Genomic DNA, 24291 nt, shown 5'->3' with positions numbered 1-24291 from the left:
ATATACTTTTTAAGTATATTACCATAAAAAAAAGACCTCATGTTTTTTACAAAAAACAGACAAATTTTACGTTGGATTATAATTATAGCGTCGTTTGCTATTATCTCACTTATACTTTGGAACACCTATGTTTTTTTCCAAAAGTTTAAAGACGAAGAACGCGCTAAAATGGAAATTTGGTCTGCAGCACAAAGTGATTTTTCAAACAGTTTTAATGATCTAGATAGTGATGTAAATGCTGTAGTAGAAAAAATTATTACAGACACAACATCTGTAACACCTATGATAATGGTTGATGCAGACAATAAAATTAGCATTATAAAAAATATAGATACCTCTAATATTTCAAACACCAATGTTTATTTAAAGAAAATAAAACTTCAATTTGAAAAAGAAAACAAGCCTATAGATGTTAAGTATAAAGAAAACTATTATGGCAAAATTTACTACGGAAACTCAAATACTTTAAACAAATTAAAATACTATCCACTAGCTTTATTATTAATAATTATACTGTTTGCTGCTGTAGTTTACTTTTTTTATCGTAGTTCTAAAATAGCAACACAAAATAAATTATGGTCTGGTATGGCAAAAGAAACAGCTCACCAAATTGGCACTCCTTTGTCCTCATTAATAGGTTGGACAGAGATTTTAAAAACCGAAGAAGTAAACCCAGAATACATAGTTGAAATTGAAAAAGATATAGATAGATTACAAACTATTACAGAACGTTTTAGTAAAATAGGATCACTACCAACCTTAGAAAAAGCAGATATTGTAATAGAAACCCAAAAAACTTACGAATACTTAAAAACGCGATCTTCAAAGCTTATAAATTTTAAAATTATAACGCCTAACCAACCTGTTTTTGTAAATTTGAACCCTCAATTATATAGTTGGACAATTGAGAATTTGGTTAAAAATGCTATTGATGCCATGAAAGGTAAAGGCAGTTTAACTATAAAAATATCTAACCTTGAAAATAAAGTACTTATTATGGTTACAGATACTGGTAAAGGTTTAACAAAAAAACAATTTAACTCTATTTTCGAACCTGGTTATACTACAAAAAAACGTGGTTGGGGATTAGGCTTATCTCTTGCAAGAAGAATTGTTGAAGATTTTCATGGTGGTAAAATTAAAGTTGCACAATCTATTATTGAAAAAGGTACTACAATGCAAATAACCTTTAAAACTATTTAATTATGGCTCAAAAATGGATTACTGTTAAAACAGTAGCGTTTAATAATAATTGCCCAGAGTGCTTTAGTAAAGAAGGTTTAGAACTTACTTTTAAGCAAGAATATGTAGACACAAAGTTTGCTAAATCTATTACAGAAAATATTACTACAGAAATGGAGTGTAATGTATGTAATACACAAATATTTCCTGTACAATGGACAGAAGATATAGAGCGTGTATTTAATTACCAAATGAAAGCTTTTAATCCAAAAAAAGCATCTAAAAAGTTAAAACCTTTATTTTGGATTATAGTAAGTGTAGTACTTGCAATAATAATTACTGCAACTATTTTATTACTTATAAATTAGCTTGTATTGCTTTAGCCAAAGCTTCAAAAGCCTCTTTATCTAAACTTACTTTATTTATAAAACGAGCATCTTCCATAGAGTTTAAAGGTATTAAATGCACATGAACATGTGGCACCTCTAAACCAATTACAGACATACCAACGCGTTTACAAGGTATTGTTTTTTCAATAGCCTTAGCTACCAACCTAGAAAACTCCATTAAACCAGCATATTCTACTCTATCTAAATCAAAAATTTTATCAGTCTCCTTTTTAGGTATGCACAATGTATGGCCTTTTGCATTTGGGTTTACGTCTAAAAAAGCTAAAAACTCATCGGTTTCTGCCACTTTATAACTAGGTATTTCTCCATTAATTATTTTTGTAAATATTGATGCCATAAAATATATTGGTATTATAAAATTAAAGATAAAAAAAGATTCCTGCTTTACTAAATGTTTCTTTAGTAAAAACAGGAATAATATTATATAAACACAAAAACTGTGTTTTTTTATTTTTTTTACAAATATTATCTAGAAATTTCGATAATATCAAATTTCATAATACCGCTAGGTACACTAATCTCTGCAACATCACCTACGCTTTTTCCTAATAAACCTTTTCCTATTGGAGAATTAACAGAAATTTTTCCAGAAGCTAAATCTGCTTCACCATCAGCCACTAAAGTATAGTTCATTTCCATACCGTTAGTTTGGTTTTTAATTTTCACTTTAGAAAGCACTAAAATTTTAGAGGTATCCATTTGGCTTTCATCAATAATTCTAGCACCAGCCAATTGGTCTTCTAATTTAGAAATACGCATTTCAAGCATACCTTGTGCCTCTTTAGCGGCATCGTACTCGGCATTTTCACTTAAATCTCCTTTATCGCGTGCCTCTGCAATGGCATTACTAGCCTTAACACGCTCTACATCTTTTAAATGCTTAAGCTCTTCCCTAAGTTTTTTTAAGCCTTCAGCTGTATAATATGATACTTTACTCATAATTTTTACGTTTAAAATCTAAACTCGTTAATTTCTATATTCAAAATATCCCGAAACAAGTTCGGGACTTAACGAAAAAATCCCGCATACACGAGATTGTACAACAAATATACAAAATATTTAATTCGCAATTACGAAATATTGTAAATTGCACTGCTTGAAAAGAAAATTATAAAATGAAAAAAATTGCCACATTACTATTACTATTGGTCACATTTACAAATTCTTGTAAAAAAGATGACGATATAAATAATCAAAACCAAAATCCAAATATTCCTAATGCCGTTTTCGATACTCAAAACCTTATAGACACCGGTTTACCACAATATAACAACCTTTTAATACCATCGCAACATGTTATTGTAACAGGAGGAAACATAGGTATAAACGGCATTGTTGTTTACTATACAGGCTCATCATACTTAGCCTGGGAATTAAGCGACCCAAACCACCAAATAAGCAATTGCTCAACACTAACAGTAAATGGCATAGTTGCGAGCTGTAGTTGTGACGATGACAACTCTTATTTTATTGCCAATGGATTACCAGAAAGCGGTACTACAGGACAATATACACTAGTACCATATCAAGTAGAAGTTAACGGTAACGTAATTAGAGTCTATAATAATTAGAGCAAATTTTTAATGCAAAAAAAGCATTAAAAACCAGGCTATACGTTATATCTTTTTATTCCTAAAGTCATAAAAAGGATGTCACTACTATCCTTTTCGCAATAAAAAAAAGCGGCATCGAGCCGCTTTTTTTTATATAAGTAGATTTGTAATTAAAACTTTAATGTCATCCCAAGTAAAAAGTTTCTTTTTGCCTGCGGATAGTAAAAATTCTCTGTCACAGCATCATCATTAGAATTCTCTGGTCTATAAAAATAACTATAAGTATAACCATTAGAAACATACTCGCTATTAAACACATTGTTTACTAATAAATTAAATGAAATTTCTTTAATCCATTCTGGTTGTAATTTAAACGAAGCGTTAAAATTATTAACAAAGTAAGAGTCAATACTCTTAGAGTCGCTAGACGTATTATCTAAAAATTGTTTACCAACATATTTAGAAATAAAACCAAGATTTAAGTTTTTAATAGGTGAATACGTTAAAGTTCCTCCAGCAATAACATTGGGTGAAAACGAAATATCTGTATTAGTTAAATTGGTAACTATAGGCTCATAAGAAACAGTATCGAAAGTATTTGGGTCATATTGTGTATCAAACACAACATAATTAAACTCTTTAATCTCATTTTTACTAAAAGTAGCATTAGCATCAATTCTTAATTTATTAGAAAACTTATAACCTGCCTGTAACTCAATTCCTGCTCTAAAACTTTCTGCAACATTTTGTCTAATTGGATCGCCAACATCATCTAAATCCCCAGTTAAAACTAATTGATCCTTATAATTCATATAATATAAATTAGCAGTAGCATAATAATTAGGTTTTTTAAGTCTGTAACCAAACTCAAAATCGTTTAAACGCTCTGCTTTTGGTGTTATAGGGTTTTTAGTTAAATCATCACGATTTGGCTCTCTATTTGCCACTGCAAAAGACCCATAAACACTATTAAAATTATTAATCTTGTAGGTTAAACCCAATTTAGGATTAAAAAAATCGTAATCCTTATCAACATCAATATTTAATAAATCTGAACTTGTACCAAAAGACTTATAATTAACCTTTCTATACTGCACATCTACAAAAGCAAAAAGGTTACTATTAATATCATATTCGCCTTTTATGTAAGTACTAAAATCACGTTTTTCACCAACTGAAAAATAGTATTCACTTCTAATAGGCACCTCTGTAGCAAAAGAATCCCAAATTAACTCTCCAAAGTGATCTCCATTATAAGAGTTAAAACCACCACCTAAATAAAGGTTAAGTTTGTTCTTTTTATAATTTAAAGAATATACAATTGCAGTAAACTTATTATCTAACCAACGTCTTCTAACTACATCACCTTCTTCTGCCGCATTAGGATTTTCTGGAAAATAGTCACCTAACTCTTCATTATCTTTAAATTGCTCAAAAAAGCCTTTTCCTCTTGTAAAATTACCTGAAAGATTAGCCGAAAAATTTTGATTAAAACGGTGAGAAACATGTAATTGGTAATGTGTTTGTTCGTAATTATCTACTTGATTGTCGTAAGTATAAAAATTATAAGTTCTACCAGAGTTTAAAAGGTTTTCTGCTTCTGCATCAGACGGGAAATTTCTATCTATAAATGCTTGAATACCTTCTCTGTCGTTATTTACTACAGCCTCAGGAGTTCCATACCATGACTGGTAAGTAATTTCTTTTCCACCAAAAACAATGGCTTTAATAGAGGTGTTTTCATTTAAAAATCCAGCTTCGGTATAATAAGAAGATAAGTCTGATGATGCTCTATCTATATAACCATCACTTTTAATTTTAGACAATCGTCCTTCAGCATAAAAGTTGTTATTTAAACCAGACCCAAAGCTTATATTGTGTTTTCTTGTACCATAAGATCCTACAGCGTTTGTTGTAGAAGCATATCCTGTTTGCGAAGGATTTAAGGTTTTTAAATTTAAACTTGCTCCAAAAGCACCAGAACCATTTGCCGATGTTCCTACACCACGTTGTAATTGAATATCTTCTACAGACGACACAAAATCTGGCATATTTACCCAAAACGTTCCTTGACTTTCTGCATCGTTATAAGGGATTCCATTAATAGTAACATTTACTCTTGTAGCGTCACTACCACGAACTCTTATACCAGTGTAACCAACTCCTGCACCGGCATCACTTGTGGTAACAACAGATGGTAATTGATCTAAAAGTATAGGTAAATCTTGACCTAAATTTAAAGACTCTAACTCCTCTTTTTTTATATTTGTAAAAGCTAATGGTGTTTTGTCTTTTGCCCGAGTAGATGATAATAAAACCTCACTAAGTGCTTCGACTTTTGTTGTGTCTTGCTTTATCTCTTGTGCAAGTAAATGTGTTGTTGCTAGCAAGACTGCTAAACTTAAAATGGCATTTTTTAATATCGATTTCATTCGAAATTCATTTAAATTACGAATAAAAAGAGGCAATTATTCTGTTTAATAATTATTGTACAACAAAAAACTCTCACTTATGCTAAAGTTGTTTTGTTTAAATTTCCTAAACAGCATTACCTGTTCTAGGTTCAATGGGTATGATCTCAGCCGTTTATTGGCACCCCTTTTTTGAGAACGCTGCAAAGGTAATCTACATTTTTTTAAATAATATAAATTACACTTACTTTTTTATTAGTTTATAATTCTTAAAAAAGTATTATTTTAATTTAAATCTGGCTTTTTTCTATTTGTTTTTTTATTAGAGTTTAGGCGTTTATTTTTTAATCTTTTTAGTTTTACTGCTTTTGGAACTTTTGTAGATATTCTTTTTTTATTAGTACGTAAAGCAGATTTTAGTAGTTCTATTGTTTTAAAAATTGCAATATTTTTGTTTCGGTATTGACTTCTACTTTCTCCGCATTGTAAAATAAAAGCACCATCTTTTGAGATTCGGTTTGCGAGTTTTTTTAAAATTTTTTGTTTTTGCTCTTCATTGAGTACGTTAGATTCTAAAATAGCAAAAGACAACTCAACTTTTGTTGATACTTTATTTACATGCTGTCCTCCAGCTCCAGAACTTCTTATTGCTTTAAAATTAAACTCTTTTATAAGTAACTCTTCATTAAACATTATGAAATTTGATGTGTAGGTTTTAGCAAATCGTTTACTGTTTTTACGGGATTAAATGTTACTAACGGTACTTCCACAAAAATAGTATTCCAATTTGCCATACTTCCATTCCACAAGCCAGGAAGTTCTAAAGCTTTTATTTCTTTTCCTGTTTTTGTTTTCATGGTTATAAATGCGGTTTTTTCATCTACAAATTGAGACAAATCGAATGCTTCACCTTTATAATTTCTTATACCGCAAACTAAATCTACTGGGTTAAAGTGTGTTGCGCGTTTTAATATGCTTTTTTGGTGCTTATTTTTTTTATCTATTTGTACAGATTCTACAATTTGTAAGGATATGTTATTTGCTTGGTCTTTTACCCAAAATGGTCCGCCACCAGGTTCTCCTTCATTTTTTACCATACCACAAACACGAATGGGCCTGTTTAATTTATTTACTAGGTATTCTTTTTGATATTTTAGAGAGTATTTTTCAAATTCTAAAGAGATAATTACATTCATTTTACTTCTTAAAAACTTAGCTATTTCAAGTAGTTTTTCTTCTGTAAGTGTGTTTTTTTCTAATGTTTTTAAATATTTAAAAGCTTGTTTTTGAGTTTCAATTAAAATACCTGCCAATATTTTTTTATGCTTGGCAACTTCTTTTTCATATTTATACACGACTACATTATCTATATTTTTTATAAAAATAATATCAGCTTCAAAATCGTTTAAATTAGATAATAATGCACCATGACCAGATGGTCTAAAATATAAGCTTCCATCACTTTCTACAAATGGTTCGTTTTCTAAATTTACCGCTATAGTATCTGTAGCACTTTTTTGATAAGAAAATGAAATTTCGAATTTTGTATTGGTTTTTTGCTCAACAATTTTTTGAATTCGAGCAAACTCTTTGTCAAATCTATTTTTATATATTTCTGAAATAGTAAAATGAATTTTAGCAACACCTTTGGATTTAACATACAAAGCTGCTTCAAATAAATGTTCCTCGAATGCTGTAGCAATATGATCTTTATACTTATGAAAAGGTAATAAACCTTTTGGAGAAAAACCAAAGTTTAATCTATCTTCATTTAAAATTGTTTTTATAAACTCAAGCGCTTTATCGTCTACAGATAGAGATTTAAATTTTGGAACATATTTTTCGACTTCATTTAAAACATATTTATAAAATGGAAATTTTTCTAAACCTACACCAAAAAGAGATAACTCTGTCGCCTTATTTTTATTAATGTAAGAGTTTATTGTTTGTTTGTTTTTATTGTAATTAGACAAAAACTCAAATAAAAATTTAAACATTCGTGTTGCTGCACCAGAAGCTGGTACAAATTTTACAATTTCTAAATTATCTTTCTCTTCTTGATAATAGCTTAAATAAAAGTTTTCCTGAGCTTCACTTAGCTTATTTATACCATGTTCTAGTGATGCTGCAGATTCTAAATTAACGAAAGGCAATCCTGTTTTAAAAATATCTATTTGTTTAAAAACTTGCTCTAGAGTTAATCCTTTTTTTTCTATTTGCTCTATTTGTTGTTGAGTAAATTTCACGGCTTACTTTTAATTAATTGGTCTATATATTGTATTGCTGTTTCAAGACGCTTTTGTTTTGTTCCTTTTAAAATAATGTATGGTATATTATTATTTTCTAAGGCATCTTGAAATGCATCAAACATTTTTTCTCTTTCATTGGGTTTATCTCGCAAATCGTCTGCTTCCCAAGGCGTATCAATATACGTTAAAAAGTATAAATCGTAAGTGTTTTTAAATGCATATTTTTTAATTTCGTTTGGGCAAGCTCCTGAGTAATAAACTTCTGAATAGACTTGAGTCTCTAAAAGATTAGTGTCACAAAACAATAGTTTATTTGCTTCTTTTGTTAATTTATTTTCAAGTTCCATTTGCCCAATACCAATTGGTAAAATATCTTCTAACTCACATATTTTTGCTTCTTCGTTCCATTTTTTTTGTAAATAATCACGTGCAAACTCAGGTACCCAATTGGTTTTATAATGTGCTGCTAATGCTTTCGCTAAAGTGGTTTTCCCAGTAGATTCTGGACCAAATAAAGCTATTTTTAAGCAGTCACTTTTTGTTTGTTCAAGCTTTTTTTCCATGTTAAATATCCTTGTATTGCTAATATGGTAAATATTAAATACTGTAGAGAAAACATTCCCCAACCTCTATAAGCATATAATGGGACTGTTATTAAATCGGCAAAAATCCAAAGTGTCCAGTTTTCTAGTTTTTTATTTGCCATAAACCACATTGCTGTAAAAAACACTCCAGATGTAAAAATATCTATATAATTAGACGAGTCTATTGTTGTACCATAAGCTTTATAAACAAAATAAGTAACTACCATTGTGATTAAAAACATTAAAAAACCTATCGCTTTTTCCTTATTATTTGTTCTTGAAATTGGAACAACGTATTTATCTTCTTTTTTCCTGGACCAATTCCACCAACCGTAAATGCTCATTACAGAGTAATAGAAATTCAGCATCATATCACCCATTAATTCATCATGTAGAAATATGTAAACTGTAATAATTGTTGCTACTAAACCTGTTGGATAAACAAGAATGTTCTCTCTTTTTGCAAAAACTACACTGGCAATACCAAAAACAAAAGCTATGGCTTCTAAAATTATTAAATAGGTTTCTCTATTTTGGTAAGTTTCAAAAAAGAAGTTAGAAATTTGGTTCATAGTCGTGACGATCTGATTTTACAATTTTTATATAAATCAATCCATTTTCTATAAGCTGAAACGATTCTTTTATTTCTGTTGTCAACAACCTCATCACTTCATCATAATCACCATAAACCTGTGTACTTAAAGGGTTTTCTAAAACTTTCAAGTTAGAAGCTCTTAGTTTTTTTATAAATTTAATTATTACTGGCTCAAAATCATCTTGTAATGGCGTTAAAGTTAACTCTACCGAAATTTTCATACTTATATTTTTAAACTAAATTTTTACTTAAATCATTAAAAAACGATTCGTCTTCTTCAAAAGCAGTACCAATTACCACAACATCTGCTCCTGCATTATAAGCAGTTTCAAGTTGTTTTTTATTTCTTATTCCGCCACCAACTATTAATGGTAAGTTTACATCTTTTTTTACTGCTTTAATAATATTAGCTGAAACTTCTTGTTTTGCACCACTTCCTGCCTCTAAGTATATTAACTTATAGCCTAAATACTCTGAAGCTTTTGCTGTATCTACAATTTCTGAAACACTATCTAAAGGTTTTGTGTTTGTTACTTTTTGTGTTGCTGTATGCTTTTTTCCATCAATTAAAATATAACCGGTTGGGATAACTTCTAACGCTGTGCTCCTTAAAAATGGAACAGATTTTATTTGTTGCTCTATTAAATATTCTGGGTTTCTGCCAGAAACTAAAACCAAATACAAAAGAGCATCGGCAGTTTTTGCAAGCTGGCTAACATCTCCTGGAAATAAAACTACTGGTAACTGTGTGTGTTTTTTTAAAACTAAAACTAACTCTTGAGTTTCGTTTTTTTTTACTGTACTGCCTCCAACAAATATATGTGTTGCCCTAGATTTATGAGCTTTATCTATAAATTGCGATGTATTATTTATATTAAATTTATCTGGATCTATTAAAATAGCCAACAATGGTTTCTTTAATTTAGATGACAGTATTATATTATTTAAAATCTCTTTCATTTAAAGTAAAGCATAAGCACATGTGAATCCCTCAAACTCTAAAAACTCAACATTATAACGCGTTTTTTTGTTATTATAATCTATCCAAGATATTGTTTTTTTATCTTGTAACTCAAAAGGAATCACCAAAGTGTTTTGTAAAAAACTTAATCCTGGAGTTGCATATAATTTGTATAAAGATTCTTTTATACACCAAATTACAGTAAGTTTTTTAACGTATTCTGCACATTTTTTGTCTAGATAATCAAACTCATAATCTACAAACTTACCAGCTATTTTTACAATTTTTTCTCTTTGCTTTTCTATATCAATTCCTATTTTAGTATCACTAATTATAACACCCGAAAATGTAAACGAGTGCGTAATAGAAATTTCTTTACCATCTTTTAAATGTGGCTTTCCATTATTATCATAATATAAATCGTGGTCTGTATAGCCAAATGCAGCAAGTAGATGCCTAACACTTAAAAAGCCACGCTGGTGTAGTTCGCTTTTCATCTTACCAACACGAGTAAGGCTGTCATCTTTTAAAGAAATTGGATCCATTAATTCACTAAAAGACTCTTCTATCTTCCAGATTTTAACAGTAGTTTGTGAGTTTACACTAATGGTTTTATAAAGAGGCATTTAATATTCTAAATTCTATTGATTATCTTTGCAGCGTCTAAGGCTTTTTATCACTTTCTATGGCGAATTTAACCATTTTAAGTCCTAAATCCCAAAGGCTAATCATTTTATAAAAATTAAGAAAAAAATATGAGCACTAAAACAATTCCTTACGTACCTAATAAGGTAAAAGATATGTCTCTTGCCGCTTGGGGAAGAAAAGAAATAGAATTAGCCGAAGCAGAAATGCCTGGTTTAATGAGTTTACGCGAAGAGTATAAAAACGAGCAACCATTAAAAGGCGCTAGAATTGCAGGATGTTTACACATGACTATTCAAACTGCTGTTTTAATTGAAACTTTACAAGCTTTAGGCGCAGAAGTTACTTGGAGTTCTTGTAACATTTTCTCTACACAAGATCAAGCTGCTGCTGCAATTGCAGATGCAGGAACCGCTGTTTATGCATGGAAAGACATGACAGAAGAAGAGTTTGATTGGTGTATAGAACAAACTTTATTTTTTGGTGAAGACAGACAACCATTAAACATGATTCTTGATGATGGTGGAGATTTAACAAATATGGTATTAGATAAATATCCAGAATTAGCTGAAGGAATTAAAGGTTTAAGTGAAGAAACGACAACAGGTGTTCACAGACTTTACGAACGTGTAAAAAATGGAACTTTACCAATGCCAGCAATTAACGTAAACGACTCTGTAACCAAGTCTAAATTCGATAATAAATATGGTTGTAAAGAAAGTGCTGTAGATGCTATACGTCGTGCAACAGATGTTATGCTTGCTGGTAAGCGTGTAACTGTATGTGGTTATGGCGATGTTGGTAAAGGTACTGCTGCGTCTTTTAAAGGAGCAGGAAGTATTGTTACCGTTACAGAAATTGATCCAATTTGTGCTTTACAAGCTGCAATGGATGGTTTTGAAGTTAAAAAATTAGAAACTGTCGTTGGAAATAGTGACATTGTAATTACTACAACTGGGAATAAAGACATTGTTCGTGCAGAGCACTTTAAAGCAATGAAAGACAAAACCATAGTATGTAACATTGGACATTTTGACAATGAAATACAAATGGCTTGGTTAAACGAAAACTACGGAAACACTAAAAATACTATCAAGCCTCAAGTAGATAAGTATACTATTGATGGTAAAGATATTATTATTTTAGCCGAAGGTCGTTTAGTAAACTTAGGTTGTGCAACTGGTCACCCTAGTTTTGTAATGAGTAACTCTTTTACAAATCAAACTTTAGCACAAATTGAGCTTTGGAAAAACAGTGATAATTATGAAAATGACGTTTATATGTTACCAAAACATTTAGATGAGAAAGTAGCAAAATTACACTTAGAAAAAATTGGTGTTGAGTTAACAGAACTTAAAGATTACCAAGCAGATTATATTGGTGTAACCGTAGAAGGACCATATAAGCCTGAGCACTACAGATATTAAGATTAAAAATCTCATTATAAAAAAAATCCTAAACCTTAAACGTTTAGGATTTTTTGTTTTTAAACAAATTATTTTTTGCTTACAGACAAATTTAAAATTCATATTTTGTAATTTTACAAAATATGACAGAAAATAAAACATATTACATAAAGAGGTCGTCTAAAAACCATAGAGTAACAAGACCATCACAAACAGGATTTTCAAGTCCGGCGACACATTATACAGAGCCAAGAATAGATTTAAATGAAGCATTAGTAAGTAATCCTTCGGCAACTTTTTATGTTAGAGTTGCAGATAATTCATTTGTAAACTATGGTATTAAAGAAAATGACGTACTCATTATAGACAAATCCTTAACACCTAATAACAACCAACTTATATTAGCAATTAAAGATGATGCGTTTTCCATACTAAAAATAGAAAACAAGCAAAATGAAACACTACAAGTTTGGGGTGTTATTACATATATTATAAAAGCTGTAAAATAATGATAGCATTGGTAGATTGTAATAGTTTTTATGCCTCTTGCGAACAAGTATTTAGGCCAGATTTACAAAATAAACCAGTAGTGGTTTTAAGTAATAATGATGGCTGTATAATAGCAGCCAACAAAGAAGCTAAAGCACTAGCACATATACCTATGTTCCAACCGGTTTTTAAAATAAAAGATTTATTATCCCGAAATAATGTTGTGTGCTTTTCTTCTAATTATACTCTATATAGTGATTTATCAAAAAGAGTTATGGATACACTTAGAGACTTTTCTCCATTAGTTGAAGAATATAGTATTGATGAAAGCTTTGTAGACCTATCGCATTATAAAATTGAAGAACTAGAAATTATAGCTCACAAAATAAAAGATACAGTTTATAAAAACACCGGAATTCCCGTAGGTGTTGGCATCGCTAAAACAAAATCACTATCTAAAATAGCAAATAAATATGCGAAAAAAATAACTAAAAACAATAATGTATATGTTGTAGACACAGAAAGCAAAAGACAGTTTTTACTAAACGAATGCAAAATAAAAGACATTTGGGGCATCGGTAAAAAGCATGCTATTAGAATAGAGAATGCTGGTAAAAAAAATGCATTAGAGTTTGCTAATATGCCTGTAGATTGGGTTAGAAAAGAAATTACTGTTATAGGTGAACGCCTATGGAGAGAATTAAACAATATGCCATGCATGAAAATTAACACCAATATTCAAGTAAAAAAAGGAATTGGTACAGCAAAATCTTTTGGTTTTAAACTATCTAATTATGGTCTTATTGAAGAAGCCTGTAGTTACTACGTATCTGAAGTAGCAGATTTATTAAGGCAACAACAATCTGCAGCAACACACATTGAAGTTTTTTTACAAACCAATTACCACAGTAATACAGATAAACAATATTCTAATAAAATTGTTTTAACCTTAAACGAACCTACAAGTAGTACCATAGCTTTAACACAAAAAGCATTAATAGGATTAAAAAAAATTTACAAAGAAGGCTATAGATATAAAAAAGTAGGCGTAAACTTATTAGGGCTTGTTCCTGAAAACGAAATACAAATGAGCCTATTTAATTCTCACAAAAAAATAGAAAGTAAGAGTATAACTAATGTTATAGATCTTTTAAATAGCAAGTACGGCAAAAACAAAGTAAAATTAGCCACCGTAGGCAATAGAGAAAAAGAATGGGCATTAATAAAAGAACATCGCAGCCCAAGATACACAACGCAATGGAACGAGTTAATGACTATTAGTAATAAAAAAACGCCTAATCTTAAATAATAAGAAAAGGCGTTTATTTTTTTAGGATAAAAAATTCTTAAGCCTCAAAAGGCTCAATAGAAACGTAAGACTTGTTGTCTTTTTTCTTTGTGAATTTTACAAGACCATCAACTTTAGCATGTAAAGTATGATCTTTTCCTTGGTATACATTTTCACCTGGGTGATGTGTATTACCTCTTTGTCTTATGATAATGTTACCAGCAATAGCAGCTTGACCACCAAAAATTTTAACGCCTAAACGTTTTGATTCTGATTCTCTACCATTCTTCGAACTACCAACTCCTTTTTTGTGAGCCATGATCTTAAGGTTTTATATTGTTAATATTAAAGCGGTTGCTATTAAGCTTTACCACCATCTAATTCGTCTTGCCATTTCTTTAACTCATCCCACTTACCTTCAGCAGCTAATTTAGCTTGTGCTGGCCAAGTATCTGTTACGTGGTTTCCACGAACATCTGCGATAATTTCAGAAATTTTTGCAGCATCTGTTTTTGCTAATTCAGCAAAAGTTGAGATTCCTGCTTCTACTAATGTTGAAGCAATTTTAGGTCCAATACCTTCAACTTTCTTCAAATCATCTGCTTTTCCTGTTGCTTTTTTAGCAGCAGGTTTAGCTTCTGCTTTTGGAGCAGCAGCTTTAGTTTCTTTTTTTGGAGCAGCTTTTTTAGCTGGCTTAGCTCCTGAAGCTACGATGCTTTCAATTACGATTTCAGATAAAGCTTGTCTGTGTCCATTTTTAACACGGTAACCTTTTCTTCTTTTCTTTTTGAAAACAATAACTTTCTCACCTTGAAGGTGTCTTAAGACTTTTGCACCTACTAGTGCTCCGCCTATAGCTGGGGCGCCTAAAGTAACATTGTCACCATCACCAATTAAAAGAACATTATCGAAATCTACTGTCGATCCTTCTTCTGTTGCTAAACGGTTAACAAAAACTTTTTGGTCTTTTTCAACTTTAAATTGATGCCCTGCTATCTCTACAATTGCGTACATAGCGTAACGTTTTTATTAATTTGTTATATAAATAAATACACTTTCTTCTCAGAAAGCGGATGCAAATATACTCCTAATTTATTAATCTACAAACGTTTTTTACAAGTGATTACTAATATTTTAGCATAAAAAAATCTGAAAGTCAATTAATTATAAAAAACCGAATAATATTAAATTTAATTTATGACACTTTTTTTAATCGAGATTCTTCTGTTGATTCGGTTATGTTTCTACTATCTTTAAATAATTGCATACATGTTAAAGTCAAAACAACAGACGTTGCAAAACCCATGATAGCAACGACAAATGTTACTAATCCTACACTTACATTATAATCGTTTTTAAAAACTTCCAATAAGTTCGAAATAAAATTTGAATTTATTTCTGTAGCATAAAACAAAAAGAAAACGGTAAATATTAACGTTGCTAAAAATCCAGAAACAATACCAACAGTAAAACCACTACTATAACTAAACTGCTTGCCTTGTTCTAATTTATAATATCTAATCGTTTCATAAATACCAAAACCTACAATTATTCCATTACCTAAACTAAAAGCAGGATGAGTGTGTAAGCCAAATAATGAGAGTAATAAAAAAAAGGCTATTAATAAAACGCTTATTATAATACCAAAGCGTATTGGAAGTGCTAAGTTTTTCATAATCAATATATTTTCTTGGTTCATTTACCCATAAATTTCGTAAAAAAACATTCTAATTTTAATAATTCATTGTTAAATTTTAACACAATTACAGTATCAAAGCTTATCTATATAGTATTTTTGTTAGAAAGCTGTAACATTTTATAAATATTATAGACTTATACTACATTAACATAAACAATCATCACAATGAAAAAAAATTTATTCTCATTAGCTGCTTTGCTTTTAGCCGGTTTAACCGCTAACGCACAAGAGGTTAAGTTTGAAGAGTACGATTTAAGTAACGGTATGCACGTTATTTTACATCAAGACAACACTGCTCCTGTAGTAACAACTTCGGTTATGTATCACGTAGGAGCGAAAGATGAACATCCAGAGCGTACTGGAATGGCTCACTTTTTTGAACACCTTCTATTTGAAGGCACAAAAAACATAGAGCGTGGCGAATGGTTTAAAATTGTAACTTCTAACGGTGGTAGTAATAATGCAAACACTACAGATGATCGCACATATTACTACGAAATTTTCCCTTCTAATAGCTTAGAATTAGGCTTATGGATGGAGTCTGAACGTTTAATGCACCCAATTATTAACCAAATAGGTGTTGATACTCAAAACGAAGTTGTAAAGGAAGAAAAACGTTTAAGAGTAGACAATTCTCCTTACGGTCGTTTTATTGAGAATGTTAAATTACACATGTTCAAAAAACACCCTTATAAAGGAACAACTATTGGAAAAATGGCACATTTAGATGCTGCATCATTAGAAGAGTTTCAAGCATTTAACAAAAAATTCTATGTACCAAACAACGCTGTTTTAGTAGTTGCTGGTGATATAGATATTCCTGCTACTAAAAAAATGGTAGAAGATTACTTTGGCCCAATCCCAAGAGGAGAAGATATTGTACGTAACTTTCCAAAAGAAGATCCTATTACAGAAACTATAAGAGCTAAGGCTTACGATCCAAACATTCAAATCCCTGCAATCATGGCTGCTTATAGAACGCCAGCAATGACAGAAAGAGATGCTTATGTTTTAGATATGCTTTCTAGTTATTTAAGTGATGGTAAAACTTCTAAACTATATAAAAAATTAGTTGACGATGAGAAAAAAGCATTACAAGTTGGTGCCTTTAACCAAAGCCAAGAAGATTATGGAACTTACATATTGTTTGGATTACCATTAGGAGACGTTTCTCTAGACGAGTTATTAGCTGGTATTGATGAAGAATTATTAAAAGTTCAAAACGAATTAATTTCTGAAAGAGATTACCAAAAACTTCAAAATCAATTTGAAAATAACTTTGTAAACTCTAACTCTAGCGTTTCTGGTATCGCAAACTCTTTAGCAAGATATTACATGTTATATGATGATGTAAACTTAATTAACAACGAAATTGACATTTACCGTTCTATTACAAGAGAAGAAATTCAAGCCGTTGCTAAAAAATACTTAAATCCTAACCAACGTTTAGTATTAGAGTATTTACCAGAAGTTAAAGAAGAAAAATAATAAAAAACAGACCACTATCTTTTTAAAATAATTTTTCTTAAAAAATTATTTTAAAGCTTATTGAAAAGTTTTAAAAAACAAATAATACAAATGAAAACAAAAATAACAGCGATAATAGCCTTGTTTTTATTATCAATTTCTGTAACTGCACAAATTGATAGATCTAAACAGCCAAAACCAGGACCTGCTCCAAAAATTACATTGGAAGTACCTGGAGAATTTGAATTAAAAAACGGACTAAAAGTTCTTGTGGTTGAAAACCATAAGTTACCTCGTGTCTCTTATTCATTAAGAATAGACAACAAACCTGTAGTAGAAGGAAAAATAGCAGGTGTTTCTGGTATTTTAGGCGCAATGCTTGGAAACGGAACCACTACAATATCTAAAGACGAATTTAACGAAGAAATCGATTTTCTTGGTGCTAGATTAGGCTTTGGTTCATCTAGTGCGTTTGCAAGCTCTTTAACAAAATACTCAGAGCGTATTTTAGAACTTATGGCAGATGCTGCAATGAATCCTTTATTAACAGAAGAGGAGTTTCAAAAAGAAAAAGAAAAAGCAATTGAAAGCATTAAATCTAGTGCTAAAAGTGTAGATGCTATTGCTAGTCGTGTAGGTAGCGCATTAGCTTACGGTAAAAAACACCCTTATGGAGAGTTTGTTACAGAAGAAACTTTAAACAATATTACATTAGACAATGTTCGTGCTTTTTATCAAGCAAACTTTAACCCTAATAATGCTTACTTAGTTGTAGTAGGTGATGTAGATTTTAGAACTGTAGAAAAACAAGTAAAAAAATACTTTAAAAACTGGGAAAAAGGTATCGATGTAACTAAAACAATACCTGAACCATACAAAAATGTAAATGCTACAGAAATTGATTTTATAGACATGCCTAACGCAGTACAGTCTAACATTTCTATTACAAGTAATGTAGATTTAAAAATGGGTGATGAAGATTACCATGCTGTATTAATTGCTAATAAAATTTTAGGTGGTGGTTTTAACTCGTACCTAAACATGAATTTACGTGAAGAGCATGGTTATACTTATGGCGCACGCTCAAGTGTTGGTACAGATCGTTATGGAGCATCTCGTTTTACTGCTGGTGCTTCTGTAAGAAACGCTGTTACAGATAGTGCTGTTGTACAAGCATTAAAAGAGATTAAAAGAATTAAAACAGAACCAGTTTCTGCCGAAGATTTAAAAAATGCCAAAGCTAAATATGTAGGTGATTTTGTATTAGCTTTAGAACGCCCACAAACAATTGCTAACTACGCATTAAACATTAAGTTAAACAACTTGCCAAAAGATTTTTATAAAACATACCTATCAAAAATTAACGATGTAAATACAGAAGATGTTAAGCGTGTAGCAAACAAATACTTTACTAGTGAAAAAGCAAGAGTTGTTGTTGTAGGTAAAGGCAGTGAAGTTATACCAAACTTAAAGAAAACTTACATTCCAATTAAATATTACGATACTTATGCAAGCGAAACTAAAGAGCCTGTTTTAAATATTGAAATGCCAAAAGATGCAAGTGTAGAAAAAGTACTAAACGCGTATATTGATGCCATTGGAGGTAAAGCCGAATTAGCAAAAGTAAACTCGGTATTTATGACTGCTGAAGCTGAGTTACAACCAGGTGTTGTAATTAACTTAGAGATGAAGCGTACTACTAAAAATCAATTCTCTCAAGTAATTAACGTTATGGGTCAATCTCAAAAACAGGTTTTAGATGGTGATACAGGTTACTCATCTGCAGCTGGACAACGTAAAGACATGACACCAGAAGAAGTTAAAAAAGCTCAAATTGAATCTTCTCCTTTTCCAGAAGTTAACTGGTTAAATGGTGGTGCGACTTTAGAGAAAATTGAAATGGTTGATGGTGTAAAAGCCTACAAAGTAAAAGTTTCAGACGAGCAATCTAATTTTTATGCTGTAGATTCAGGATTAAAAATTAAAGAAGAAAGAACGTCTCCAGCAGGAACTCAGTCTACTTTTTATTCAGATTATAAAGAAGTTGCAGGAGTTAAATTTGCTTTCAAAATTGGACAAACAATGGGACCTCGTAAATTTGACTTTAATGTTAAAGACATAAAAGTTAACCAAGGTGTTAGTGATGCAGATTTTGACTAATTAGTAAACACACTAATTAAATAATATTAAACCAACTTGAAATTAAATTTTAAGTTGGTTTTTTTGTGTTTAAACTTTCTTTTTTCTGTTTGCTAAATACACACCAACTAAAATTATTAGGGTAGCGACACCTTGTAAAAGTGTAAATTTTTCGCCATCAAGCGTTCCCCAAATAAGTGCTACAATTGGCATAATATACGTAACTGAAGAAGCGAAAACAGGTGTAGAAATTTGAACCAAAGTGTTAAATAGTACTTTAGCTATTGCCGTACCAAAAAGAGATAATAAACTCACATAAAAAACCGAAACACCTATTGTTGGGTTGCTAAAATTTTCAGTAGTAAAAAAATTAGTGAAAATTAAAACTATTAGCGCAGGTATAATTATAGCAACATAATTTCCTACTGCAATTGTTAACGGTTTTACATCTTGCAAATACCGTTTAATAATATTTACATTAGCAGCATACATTAAAGTTGAAGCAATTATAAAGCCAGCAAATAAATAATTTTGATCTGGGTTTAACTCGGCACCTTTTAAAATTAAAAGTACAGTACCTATAAAACCAACAACCACTCCTAAAATTTGACGTTTAGTAGACGTTATTTTAAAAACCGCCATTCCCATTAAAACTGTATTTAATGGCACTAATGAATTTAATACAGAAACCACTGTACTATCTATTTCGGTTTCTGCAATTGCAAAAAAGAAAGCCGGTATAAATGAGCCTAAAAATCCAGAAACAGCAATCCATTTCCAATCTGTTTTTTGTATTGTTTTAATACGTTTGTATCCTACAATAAATAAAAAACATCCTGTAATAAGAGTACGCAATGCACCTAATTGAAACGGTGTTAAACCAATTAATGCTTTTTTAATTAAAATAAAGCTTGTACCCCAAATTATAGACAAAAGTATAAGGTATGTCCATTTTGATGCTTTCATAGACAAATAAGTTAGTTTGAAAATGCAAAAATGGAATTTTTAACGCAATAAATAGATATAATTATTAGTTTTGTAATCTATATTCTAATAATTATAATTTATCCAAATGAAAAATATAAAACACTTAGTATTAATTGCGGTTATAGCATTAACAGCATTTAATTGTAAAAATGAAGCGCAACCAGAAGTAATGACGGTTGAAACTGCTACAGAAACTACTAAAACCGAAACTAAAGCTGCTTTAGATCCTAATGCAACTTATGCTAAAGCAGAATTTAAAATTGAAGGTATGACTTGCGCAATGGGTTGTGCTAAAACAATTGAAAAGAAAATGGCTAAAATGGAAGGTGTAAAATTTGCATCAGTTGATTTTGAACGCGAATTAGCAATGGTTGAGTATGATGAAGCTAAAGTAAACCCAGAAAGTTTAGAAGAAACTGTAACTAACGTTGCAGATACTTACAAGGTGAAAGACATGAAAACTGTTGATGCTTTTTCTAAAGAATAATAGCTTTTACTAAACATAAAAAGCAAAAAAGCTTCTTCAAATATGAGGAAGCTTTTTTATTTAATTAATATTTTTTTTCTACTGTTTTAGGTTTGCTTAAATAGTTGCTTTCCTTCCACTGCAAACTCTCCATTATACGTCTTATATCTTTTTGTAGGTAATGCGCTGCAGGTAAAATAGAATCGTAATTAGGTTTAGCATAGAAATATAATGAACCTGTTAAAAAGTGATTAACACTATCTGTCACATAAAACTGCGATTGTGACGCTGCATTACCGCCAACATCGTAAAACATACCGTAAACTTTACGCTCTGGATTCTCGTAAACAAACTCTTCTATTGCATCAGCTTTTTGCGTATGTTCTTGTGTGAAATTTTGTGCATCGCGAAGAAACGTTTGTAAATGTTCTGGGCTTTGCTCTACAGCTTTATAGGTTAAATATATTGTACCTTTTAAATTAGGGTATTCTATATTTACACCATAACTAGCAGTTTTTCCTTTTAATGTTTTTGTTCTAATATTTTTACCTAATGCATTACGATCAAAAGTAAAAGGCATTTTAGTAATATCTTCGGTTTTATAAACAGCATTAGGATACTCTAGTGCTAAGAAGCCTTTTGGTTTTGGTGTTGGGTCTTCTGTACAGGCTGTTATTGTTCCTAATATTAATAGTATATAAAAGAGGTTTAATTTCATAATTATTTTTAAAAACAGAACGCTGTTTTTTCAGTGTGATTATATTTTATGGTAACGTTATTTTTACGCGTTTTATTCTTTTTTTGTCAAGTGCTTCAATTGTAAAAATATAATTCTCAAATTTTATTTTTCCGCCTTGTCTTGGAAAACTTCCTGATATTTCTAAAATAAATCCTGCTATAGTTTCGGCTTCACCTTTATTATCTTCAAAAACAGTGTCTTCGTCTAATTTTAAAATTTTATAAAAATCCTTTAAGGTTGTTTTTCCTTCAAACACATAGTTTTTTTCATCTAATTTAGAATAATGCACATCTTCATCATCAAACTCATCGCTTATATCTCCTACTATTTCTTCAATAATATCTTCTAAAGATACTAGGCCAGAAGTCCCACCATACTCATCTACTACAACTGCCAAATGCACTTTTTTTTCTTGAAACTCTGCCATTAAATCGTCTAGCTTTTTATTTTCTGGAACGAAAAAAGGATCTCGTAAAAGGCTTGTCCATTTAAAATCATCTTTTTCTATATGTGGCAACAAATCTTTTACATATAAAATACCTTTAATATTATCTACATTATCTTCGTAAACTGGTATTCTAGAAAAGCCATTGGTAATTAACTCTGGTAAAATCTCTGCATAAGTTTGCGTTATATTAAGCGCAAAAATATCTAAACGTGGTCGCATAACCTGTTTAGTATCTGTATTACCAAACGAAACAATTCCTTTTAATATTTTTTGCTCTTCTTGTGTTGTGTCGTCTTCACTTGTAAGCTCTAATGCTTGTGATAATTGGTCTACACTTATATTTGATTTTTGTTTTCCTAATTTGTTGTGAATTCCTAAAGTTATTGCTCTCATTGGTACACTTAATGGCGAAAAAACAAAGTCTAAAATACTTAATGGATATGCCATAAATGAAGCAAATTTTAAGCTATTTCTACTTGCATAAACCTTTGGTAATATTTCACCAAATAATAATATTAAAAAAGTTACTACAACAACTTCTAGAACAAATTTTAAAATTTCGTTTGTAACGCTACCAAACATAAAATCACCTAAATATGCAAAGAGAATTACTATTGCAATATTTATAAAATTATTAGCAACTAATATAGTTGCCAATAGCTTTTTAGGTTTTTCTAAAAGCTTAGTTATTATTTGTAAGGCTTTAGGCGTGTTATTTTCTTCGGTTTCTAAATGTGCTCTAGTTAAAGAAAACAGTGCAACTTCTGCTCCAGAGATTAATGCTGAGCAAAAAAGCAAAACAAATAATGCTATAAAGCTAGGTATAACCGAATAATCGAATGAGGTAAATAATATAATTATGGACGTGGGTTCCGGATCCAAATGTGTGTGTTTTAGTTAAAATTTAAATTAAAAAGGTAAATCGTCATCACTTGCCGCTTTACCTGGAGTTGTTGGTTTGGCTACTTCTGGTTTGGCTTGTGCATTTGCACTTGCTGCTTCACTTTCTTTTTTTGTTGTTAAAAAAGTAAATTCGTTAGCTTGAATTTCTGTACTGTAACGATCGTTTCCAGACTCATCTTGCCACTTTCTAGTTTTTAAACGGCCTTCTATATATACTTTATCGCCTTTGCTTAAGTATTTTTCACAAATTTCGGCCGCTTTATTTCTTAATACAATATTATGCCATTCGGTATTTGTTACACGCTCGTTAGTAGACTTATTTGTATAGGTTTCGTTTGTTGCCAACGGAAAACGGCCAACACATCCACCACCTTCAAAATAATGCATCTTTACTTCATCTCCCAAATGCCCAATTAGCATAACTTTATTTAATGTTCCTGACATATTTTTTATTTAATTGTAATAACAAAATTACATTTTTAGCAATTGATAATCTTAAATTTAATAAAAAAAGAAAACTATTTCACTTTAAAAGTCTAAAAATTAAAACTTTCAATAAAATTTCCTATTAATATAGGTACAGGAAAATCGTGAATCTCTTTTGTTGCTATTCCTTTAGGTAAGTTTTCATTTAAAGTTACAATCCAGAACTTTGTAAATAAATGTTGATGAGACAATTTATGTACTATGGGCGTTTCATTATACAAACTTACACTATAAACTTTTTCCTTAAGTTTAGTAAAGTTTTGAAGTTCTATCTCTATACCTTCTATATCTATTTCTTTTGGCGTTTCAATTAATGGAAATTGGTATAGGTTTTGCCAAATACCTTTCCCTTTACGCTGCTCTAATAATGTTCTATTGTCTTTAGAGATAATTACAACAAAATTAAAATGCTTTTTCTTGACTTTAGCGGCTTTTACCTTTACAGGTAATTGTTCAATTTTATTTTTCTTTAAAGCTAGACAACTATTATTAAAAGGACAGACCGTGCAGTCTGGACTTTTAGGTTTACACTGTCTTGCTCCAAATTCCATTATTGCTTGGTTAAAGGTAGCAGGATTTTTTTTATCTATTAATTCTTGAGCTAAGGCTTTAAACACTTTAAAACCTTTACCTGTATTAATAGGTGTGTCTATATCATAAAGCCTGGCTAATGTTCTATATACATTACCATCTACAACAGCGGTAACTTTATTAAAACAAATAGACGCAATTGCACTTGCGGTATAATCACCTACTCCTTTAAGTTTAATAATTTCTGAAAACGTATTAGGAAACTCTCCGTTTAGCTCATTCACTATGTACTTTGCAGAAGCATGTAAATTTCTAGCCCGTGAGTAATAACCAAGTCCTTGCCATAACTTTAACACTTGAGTTTCATTTGCGTTTGCTAAATCAAAAACAGTAGGAAAAGTAGAGGTAAATGCGTTGTAATAAGGAAGGCCTTGATTAACTTGTGTTTGCTGAAGAATAATTTCTGAAAGCCAAATATAATAAGGATTTGTAGTATTTCTCCAAGGCAAATCTCGTTTACTAACTAAGTACCAGTCTGTTAATTTTTTTGTAAAATTCATTTAAATAATAACATTCGCTTACAAATGTAAATGTTTATAGCATTAAATTTTAATGAATTAGGTTTGAAATATTGAATAATAAATCCCTATATT

27 protein-coding genes and 1 riboswitch are annotated in these 24291 nt (G+C 30.5%); of the genes, 9 read left to right on the top strand and 18 right to left on the bottom strand.

Annotated elements, in window-relative coordinates; translation table 11 throughout:
• Positions 1-39 precede the first annotated feature (39 nt).
• Both LACAL_RS06275 and LACAL_RS06270 read left to right on the top strand, forming a co-directional pair.
• Complete coding sequence (locus tag LACAL_RS06275; protein ID WP_013869875.1) at positions 40-1203, top strand: PAS domain-containing sensor histidine kinase; 1164 nt, start codon at positions 40-42, stop codon at positions 1201-1203.
• A 2-nt stretch (positions 1204-1205) separates the two neighbouring features.
• Complete coding sequence (locus LACAL_RS06270; protein WP_013869874.1) at positions 1206-1550, top strand: hypothetical protein; 345 nt, start codon at positions 1206-1208, stop codon at positions 1548-1550.
• Here the strand turns inward: LACAL_RS06270 and LACAL_RS06265 are convergent.
• Both LACAL_RS06265 and greA read right to left on the bottom strand, forming a co-directional pair.
• The gene (locus tag LACAL_RS06265; RefSeq protein ID WP_013869873.1) at positions 1540-1929 is read right to left on the bottom strand and encodes an HIT family protein; all 390 of its coding nucleotides are present in this window, start codon (positions 1927-1929) and stop codon (positions 1540-1542) included. The two genes, LACAL_RS06270 and LACAL_RS06265, sit on opposite strands and share 11 nt — an antisense overlap.
• Before the next feature lie 128 nt (positions 1930-2057).
• Entirely contained in the window at positions 2058-2531 is a 474-nt protein-coding gene (gene greA / locus LACAL_RS06260) for a transcription elongation factor GreA (RefSeq protein WP_013869872.1), read from the bottom strand.
• Positions 2532-2707: 176 nt separating this feature from the next.
• Between greA and LACAL_RS06255 the strand changes: the two genes are divergently transcribed.
• Positions 2708-3163, top strand: a complete 456-nt coding sequence (locus LACAL_RS06255) for a hypothetical protein (RefSeq protein ID WP_013869871.1) — start codon at positions 2708-2710, stop codon at positions 3161-3163.
• A gap of 152 nt (positions 3164-3315) precedes the next feature.
• Here the strand turns inward: LACAL_RS06255 and LACAL_RS06250 are convergent, their stop codons facing one another.
• From LACAL_RS06250 to LACAL_RS06215, 8 genes are all read right to left on the bottom strand, one after another.
• Positions 3316-5577 (bottom strand): TonB-dependent receptor, encoded by a 2262-nt coding sequence (locus tag LACAL_RS06250; RefSeq protein ID WP_013869870.1) that lies wholly within the window; start codon positions 5575-5577, stop codon positions 3316-3318.
• A gap of 86 nt (positions 5578-5663) precedes the next feature.
• Positions 5664-5755, bottom strand: a riboswitch (TPP riboswitch).
• Between the two features lie 86 nt (positions 5756-5841).
• Positions 5842-6249 (bottom strand): alternative ribosome rescue aminoacyl-tRNA hydrolase ArfB, encoded by a 408-nt coding sequence (gene arfB, locus LACAL_RS06245; protein ID WP_013869869.1) that lies wholly within the window; start codon positions 6247-6249, stop codon positions 5842-5844.
• On the bottom strand, positions 6249-7802 hold the full coding sequence (locus LACAL_RS06240; protein ID WP_013869868.1) for a DUF4301 family protein: 1554 nt from the start codon (positions 7800-7802) through the stop codon (positions 6249-6251). Before LACAL_RS06240 ends, arfB begins: the two co-directional genes overlap by 1 nt.
• Positions 7799-8368: an AAA family ATPase gene (locus LACAL_RS06235; RefSeq protein ID WP_013869867.1), complete on the bottom strand. Its 570-nt coding sequence runs from the start codon at positions 8366-8368 to the stop codon at positions 7799-7801. The genes LACAL_RS06240 and LACAL_RS06235 overlap by 4 nt, the downstream gene beginning before the upstream one ends.
• Positions 8329-8961, bottom strand: a complete 633-nt coding sequence (gene pnuC / locus LACAL_RS06230) for a nicotinamide riboside transporter PnuC (RefSeq protein ID WP_013869866.1) — start codon at positions 8959-8961, stop codon at positions 8329-8331. Before pnuC ends, LACAL_RS06235 begins: the two co-directional genes overlap by 40 nt.
• Positions 8945-9205, bottom strand: a complete 261-nt coding sequence (locus tag LACAL_RS06225) for a thiamine-binding protein (protein ID WP_013869865.1) — start codon at positions 9203-9205, stop codon at positions 8945-8947. The genes pnuC and LACAL_RS06225 overlap by 17 nt, the downstream gene beginning before the upstream one ends.
• Positions 9206-9215: 10 nt before the next feature.
• Positions 9216-9944 carry a geranylgeranylglyceryl/heptaprenylglyceryl phosphate synthase gene (locus LACAL_RS06220; RefSeq protein WP_013869864.1) on the bottom strand — a complete coding sequence of 243 codons (729 nt, stop codon included), beginning with the start codon at positions 9942-9944 and terminating at the stop codon, positions 9216-9218.
• Positions 9945-10571 carry a 4'-phosphopantetheinyl transferase superfamily protein gene (locus tag LACAL_RS06215; protein ID WP_013869863.1) on the bottom strand — a complete coding sequence of 209 codons (627 nt, stop codon included), beginning with the start codon at positions 10569-10571 and terminating at the stop codon, positions 9945-9947. It lies immediately after the preceding gene.
• A gap of 129 nt (positions 10572-10700) precedes the next feature.
• Here LACAL_RS06215 and ahcY point away from each other — a divergent pair, with 129 nt between their 5' ends.
• The 3 genes from ahcY (at position 10701) to LACAL_RS06200 (ending at position 13794) form a co-directional block, all read left to right on the top strand.
• Positions 10701-12017, top strand: coding sequence for an adenosylhomocysteinase (ahcY, locus tag LACAL_RS06210; protein ID WP_013869862.1), 1317 nt, complete (start codon positions 10701-10703; stop codon positions 12015-12017).
• Positions 12018-12139: 122 nt separating this feature from the next.
• Complete coding sequence (locus LACAL_RS06205) at positions 12140-12505, top strand: S24 family peptidase (RefSeq protein ID WP_013869861.1); 366 nt, start codon at positions 12140-12142, stop codon at positions 12503-12505.
• Positions 12505-13794, top strand: a complete 1290-nt coding sequence (locus tag LACAL_RS06200) for a Y-family DNA polymerase (protein ID WP_013869860.1) — start codon at positions 12505-12507, stop codon at positions 13792-13794. Before LACAL_RS06205 ends, LACAL_RS06200 begins: the two co-directional genes overlap by 1 nt.
• 37 nt (positions 13795-13831) lie before the next feature.
• On the opposite strand, the gene rpmA is transcribed toward LACAL_RS06200, so the two are convergent.
• The 3 genes from rpmA to LACAL_RS06185 form a co-directional block, all read right to left on the bottom strand.
• Complete coding sequence (gene rpmA / locus LACAL_RS06195; RefSeq protein WP_013869859.1) at positions 13832-14092, bottom strand: 50S ribosomal protein L27; 261 nt, start codon at positions 14090-14092, stop codon at positions 13832-13834.
• A 41-nt stretch (positions 14093-14133) separates the two neighbouring features.
• On the bottom strand, positions 14134-14787 hold the full coding sequence (gene rplU, locus LACAL_RS06190) for a 50S ribosomal protein L21 (protein ID WP_013869858.1): 654 nt from the start codon (positions 14785-14787) through the stop codon (positions 14134-14136).
• 181 nt (positions 14788-14968) lie between these two features.
• Positions 14969-15448, bottom strand: coding sequence for a DUF4199 domain-containing protein (locus LACAL_RS06185; RefSeq protein ID WP_041301758.1), 480 nt, complete (start codon positions 15446-15448; stop codon positions 14969-14971).
• A 189-nt stretch (positions 15449-15637) separates the two neighbouring features.
• Between LACAL_RS06185 and LACAL_RS06180 the strand changes: the two genes are divergently transcribed.
• Together LACAL_RS06180 and LACAL_RS06175 are read left to right on the top strand one after the other, a co-directional pair.
• A complete protein-coding gene (locus tag LACAL_RS06180) occupies positions 15638-16960 on the top strand; it encodes a pitrilysin family protein (RefSeq protein ID WP_013869856.1) in 1323 nt (440 codons plus the stop codon).
• 90 nt (positions 16961-17050) lie between these two features.
• On the top strand, positions 17051-19099 hold the full coding sequence (locus LACAL_RS06175; RefSeq protein WP_013869855.1) for a pitrilysin family protein: 2049 nt from the start codon (positions 17051-17053) through the stop codon (positions 19097-19099).
• Positions 19100-19168: 69 nt separating this feature from the next.
• On the opposite strand, the gene LACAL_RS06170 is transcribed toward LACAL_RS06175, so the two are convergent.
• Positions 19169-20044 (bottom strand): DMT family transporter, encoded by an 876-nt coding sequence (locus LACAL_RS06170; RefSeq protein WP_013869854.1) that lies wholly within the window; start codon positions 20042-20044, stop codon positions 19169-19171.
• 106 nt (positions 20045-20150) lie between these two features.
• On the opposite strand from LACAL_RS06170, the gene LACAL_RS06165 reads away from it, so the two are divergent.
• On the top strand, positions 20151-20552 hold the full coding sequence (locus LACAL_RS06165) for a heavy-metal-associated domain-containing protein (RefSeq protein WP_013869853.1): 402 nt from the start codon (positions 20151-20153) through the stop codon (positions 20550-20552).
• Between the two features lie 64 nt (positions 20553-20616).
• On the opposite strand, the gene gldD is transcribed toward LACAL_RS06165, so the two are convergent.
• The 4 genes from gldD to mutY all read right to left on the bottom strand — a co-directional run bounded on the left by gldD (position 20617) and on the right by mutY (position 24198).
• Entirely contained in the window at positions 20617-21249 is a 633-nt protein-coding gene (gene gldD, locus LACAL_RS06160; RefSeq protein ID WP_013869852.1) for a gliding motility lipoprotein GldD, read from the bottom strand.
• Between the two features lie 46 nt (positions 21250-21295).
• Positions 21296-22600 carry a gliding motility-associated protein GldE gene (locus tag LACAL_RS06155; RefSeq protein ID WP_013869851.1) on the bottom strand — a complete coding sequence of 435 codons (1305 nt, stop codon included), beginning with the start codon at positions 22598-22600 and terminating at the stop codon, positions 21296-21298.
• A 27-nt stretch (positions 22601-22627) separates the two neighbouring features.
• The gene (locus LACAL_RS06150; protein ID WP_013869850.1) at positions 22628-23065 is read right to left on the bottom strand and encodes a single-stranded DNA-binding protein; all 438 of its coding nucleotides are present in this window, start codon (positions 23063-23065) and stop codon (positions 22628-22630) included.
• Positions 23066-23157: 92 nt separating this feature from the next.
• Positions 23158-24198, bottom strand: a complete 1041-nt coding sequence (mutY, locus tag LACAL_RS06145) for an A/G-specific adenine glycosylase (protein ID WP_013869849.1) — start codon at positions 24196-24198, stop codon at positions 23158-23160.
• Positions 24199-24291: the final 93 nt, after the last annotated feature.

The organism is Lacinutrix sp. 5H-3-7-4 (assembly GCF_000211855.2).
GTDB lineage: Bacteria > Bacteroidota > Bacteroidia > Flavobacteriales > Flavobacteriaceae > Lacinutrix.
Note: the sequence above shows the minus strand (reverse complement) of the source record. Positions and strands in the feature narration are given on the sequence as shown.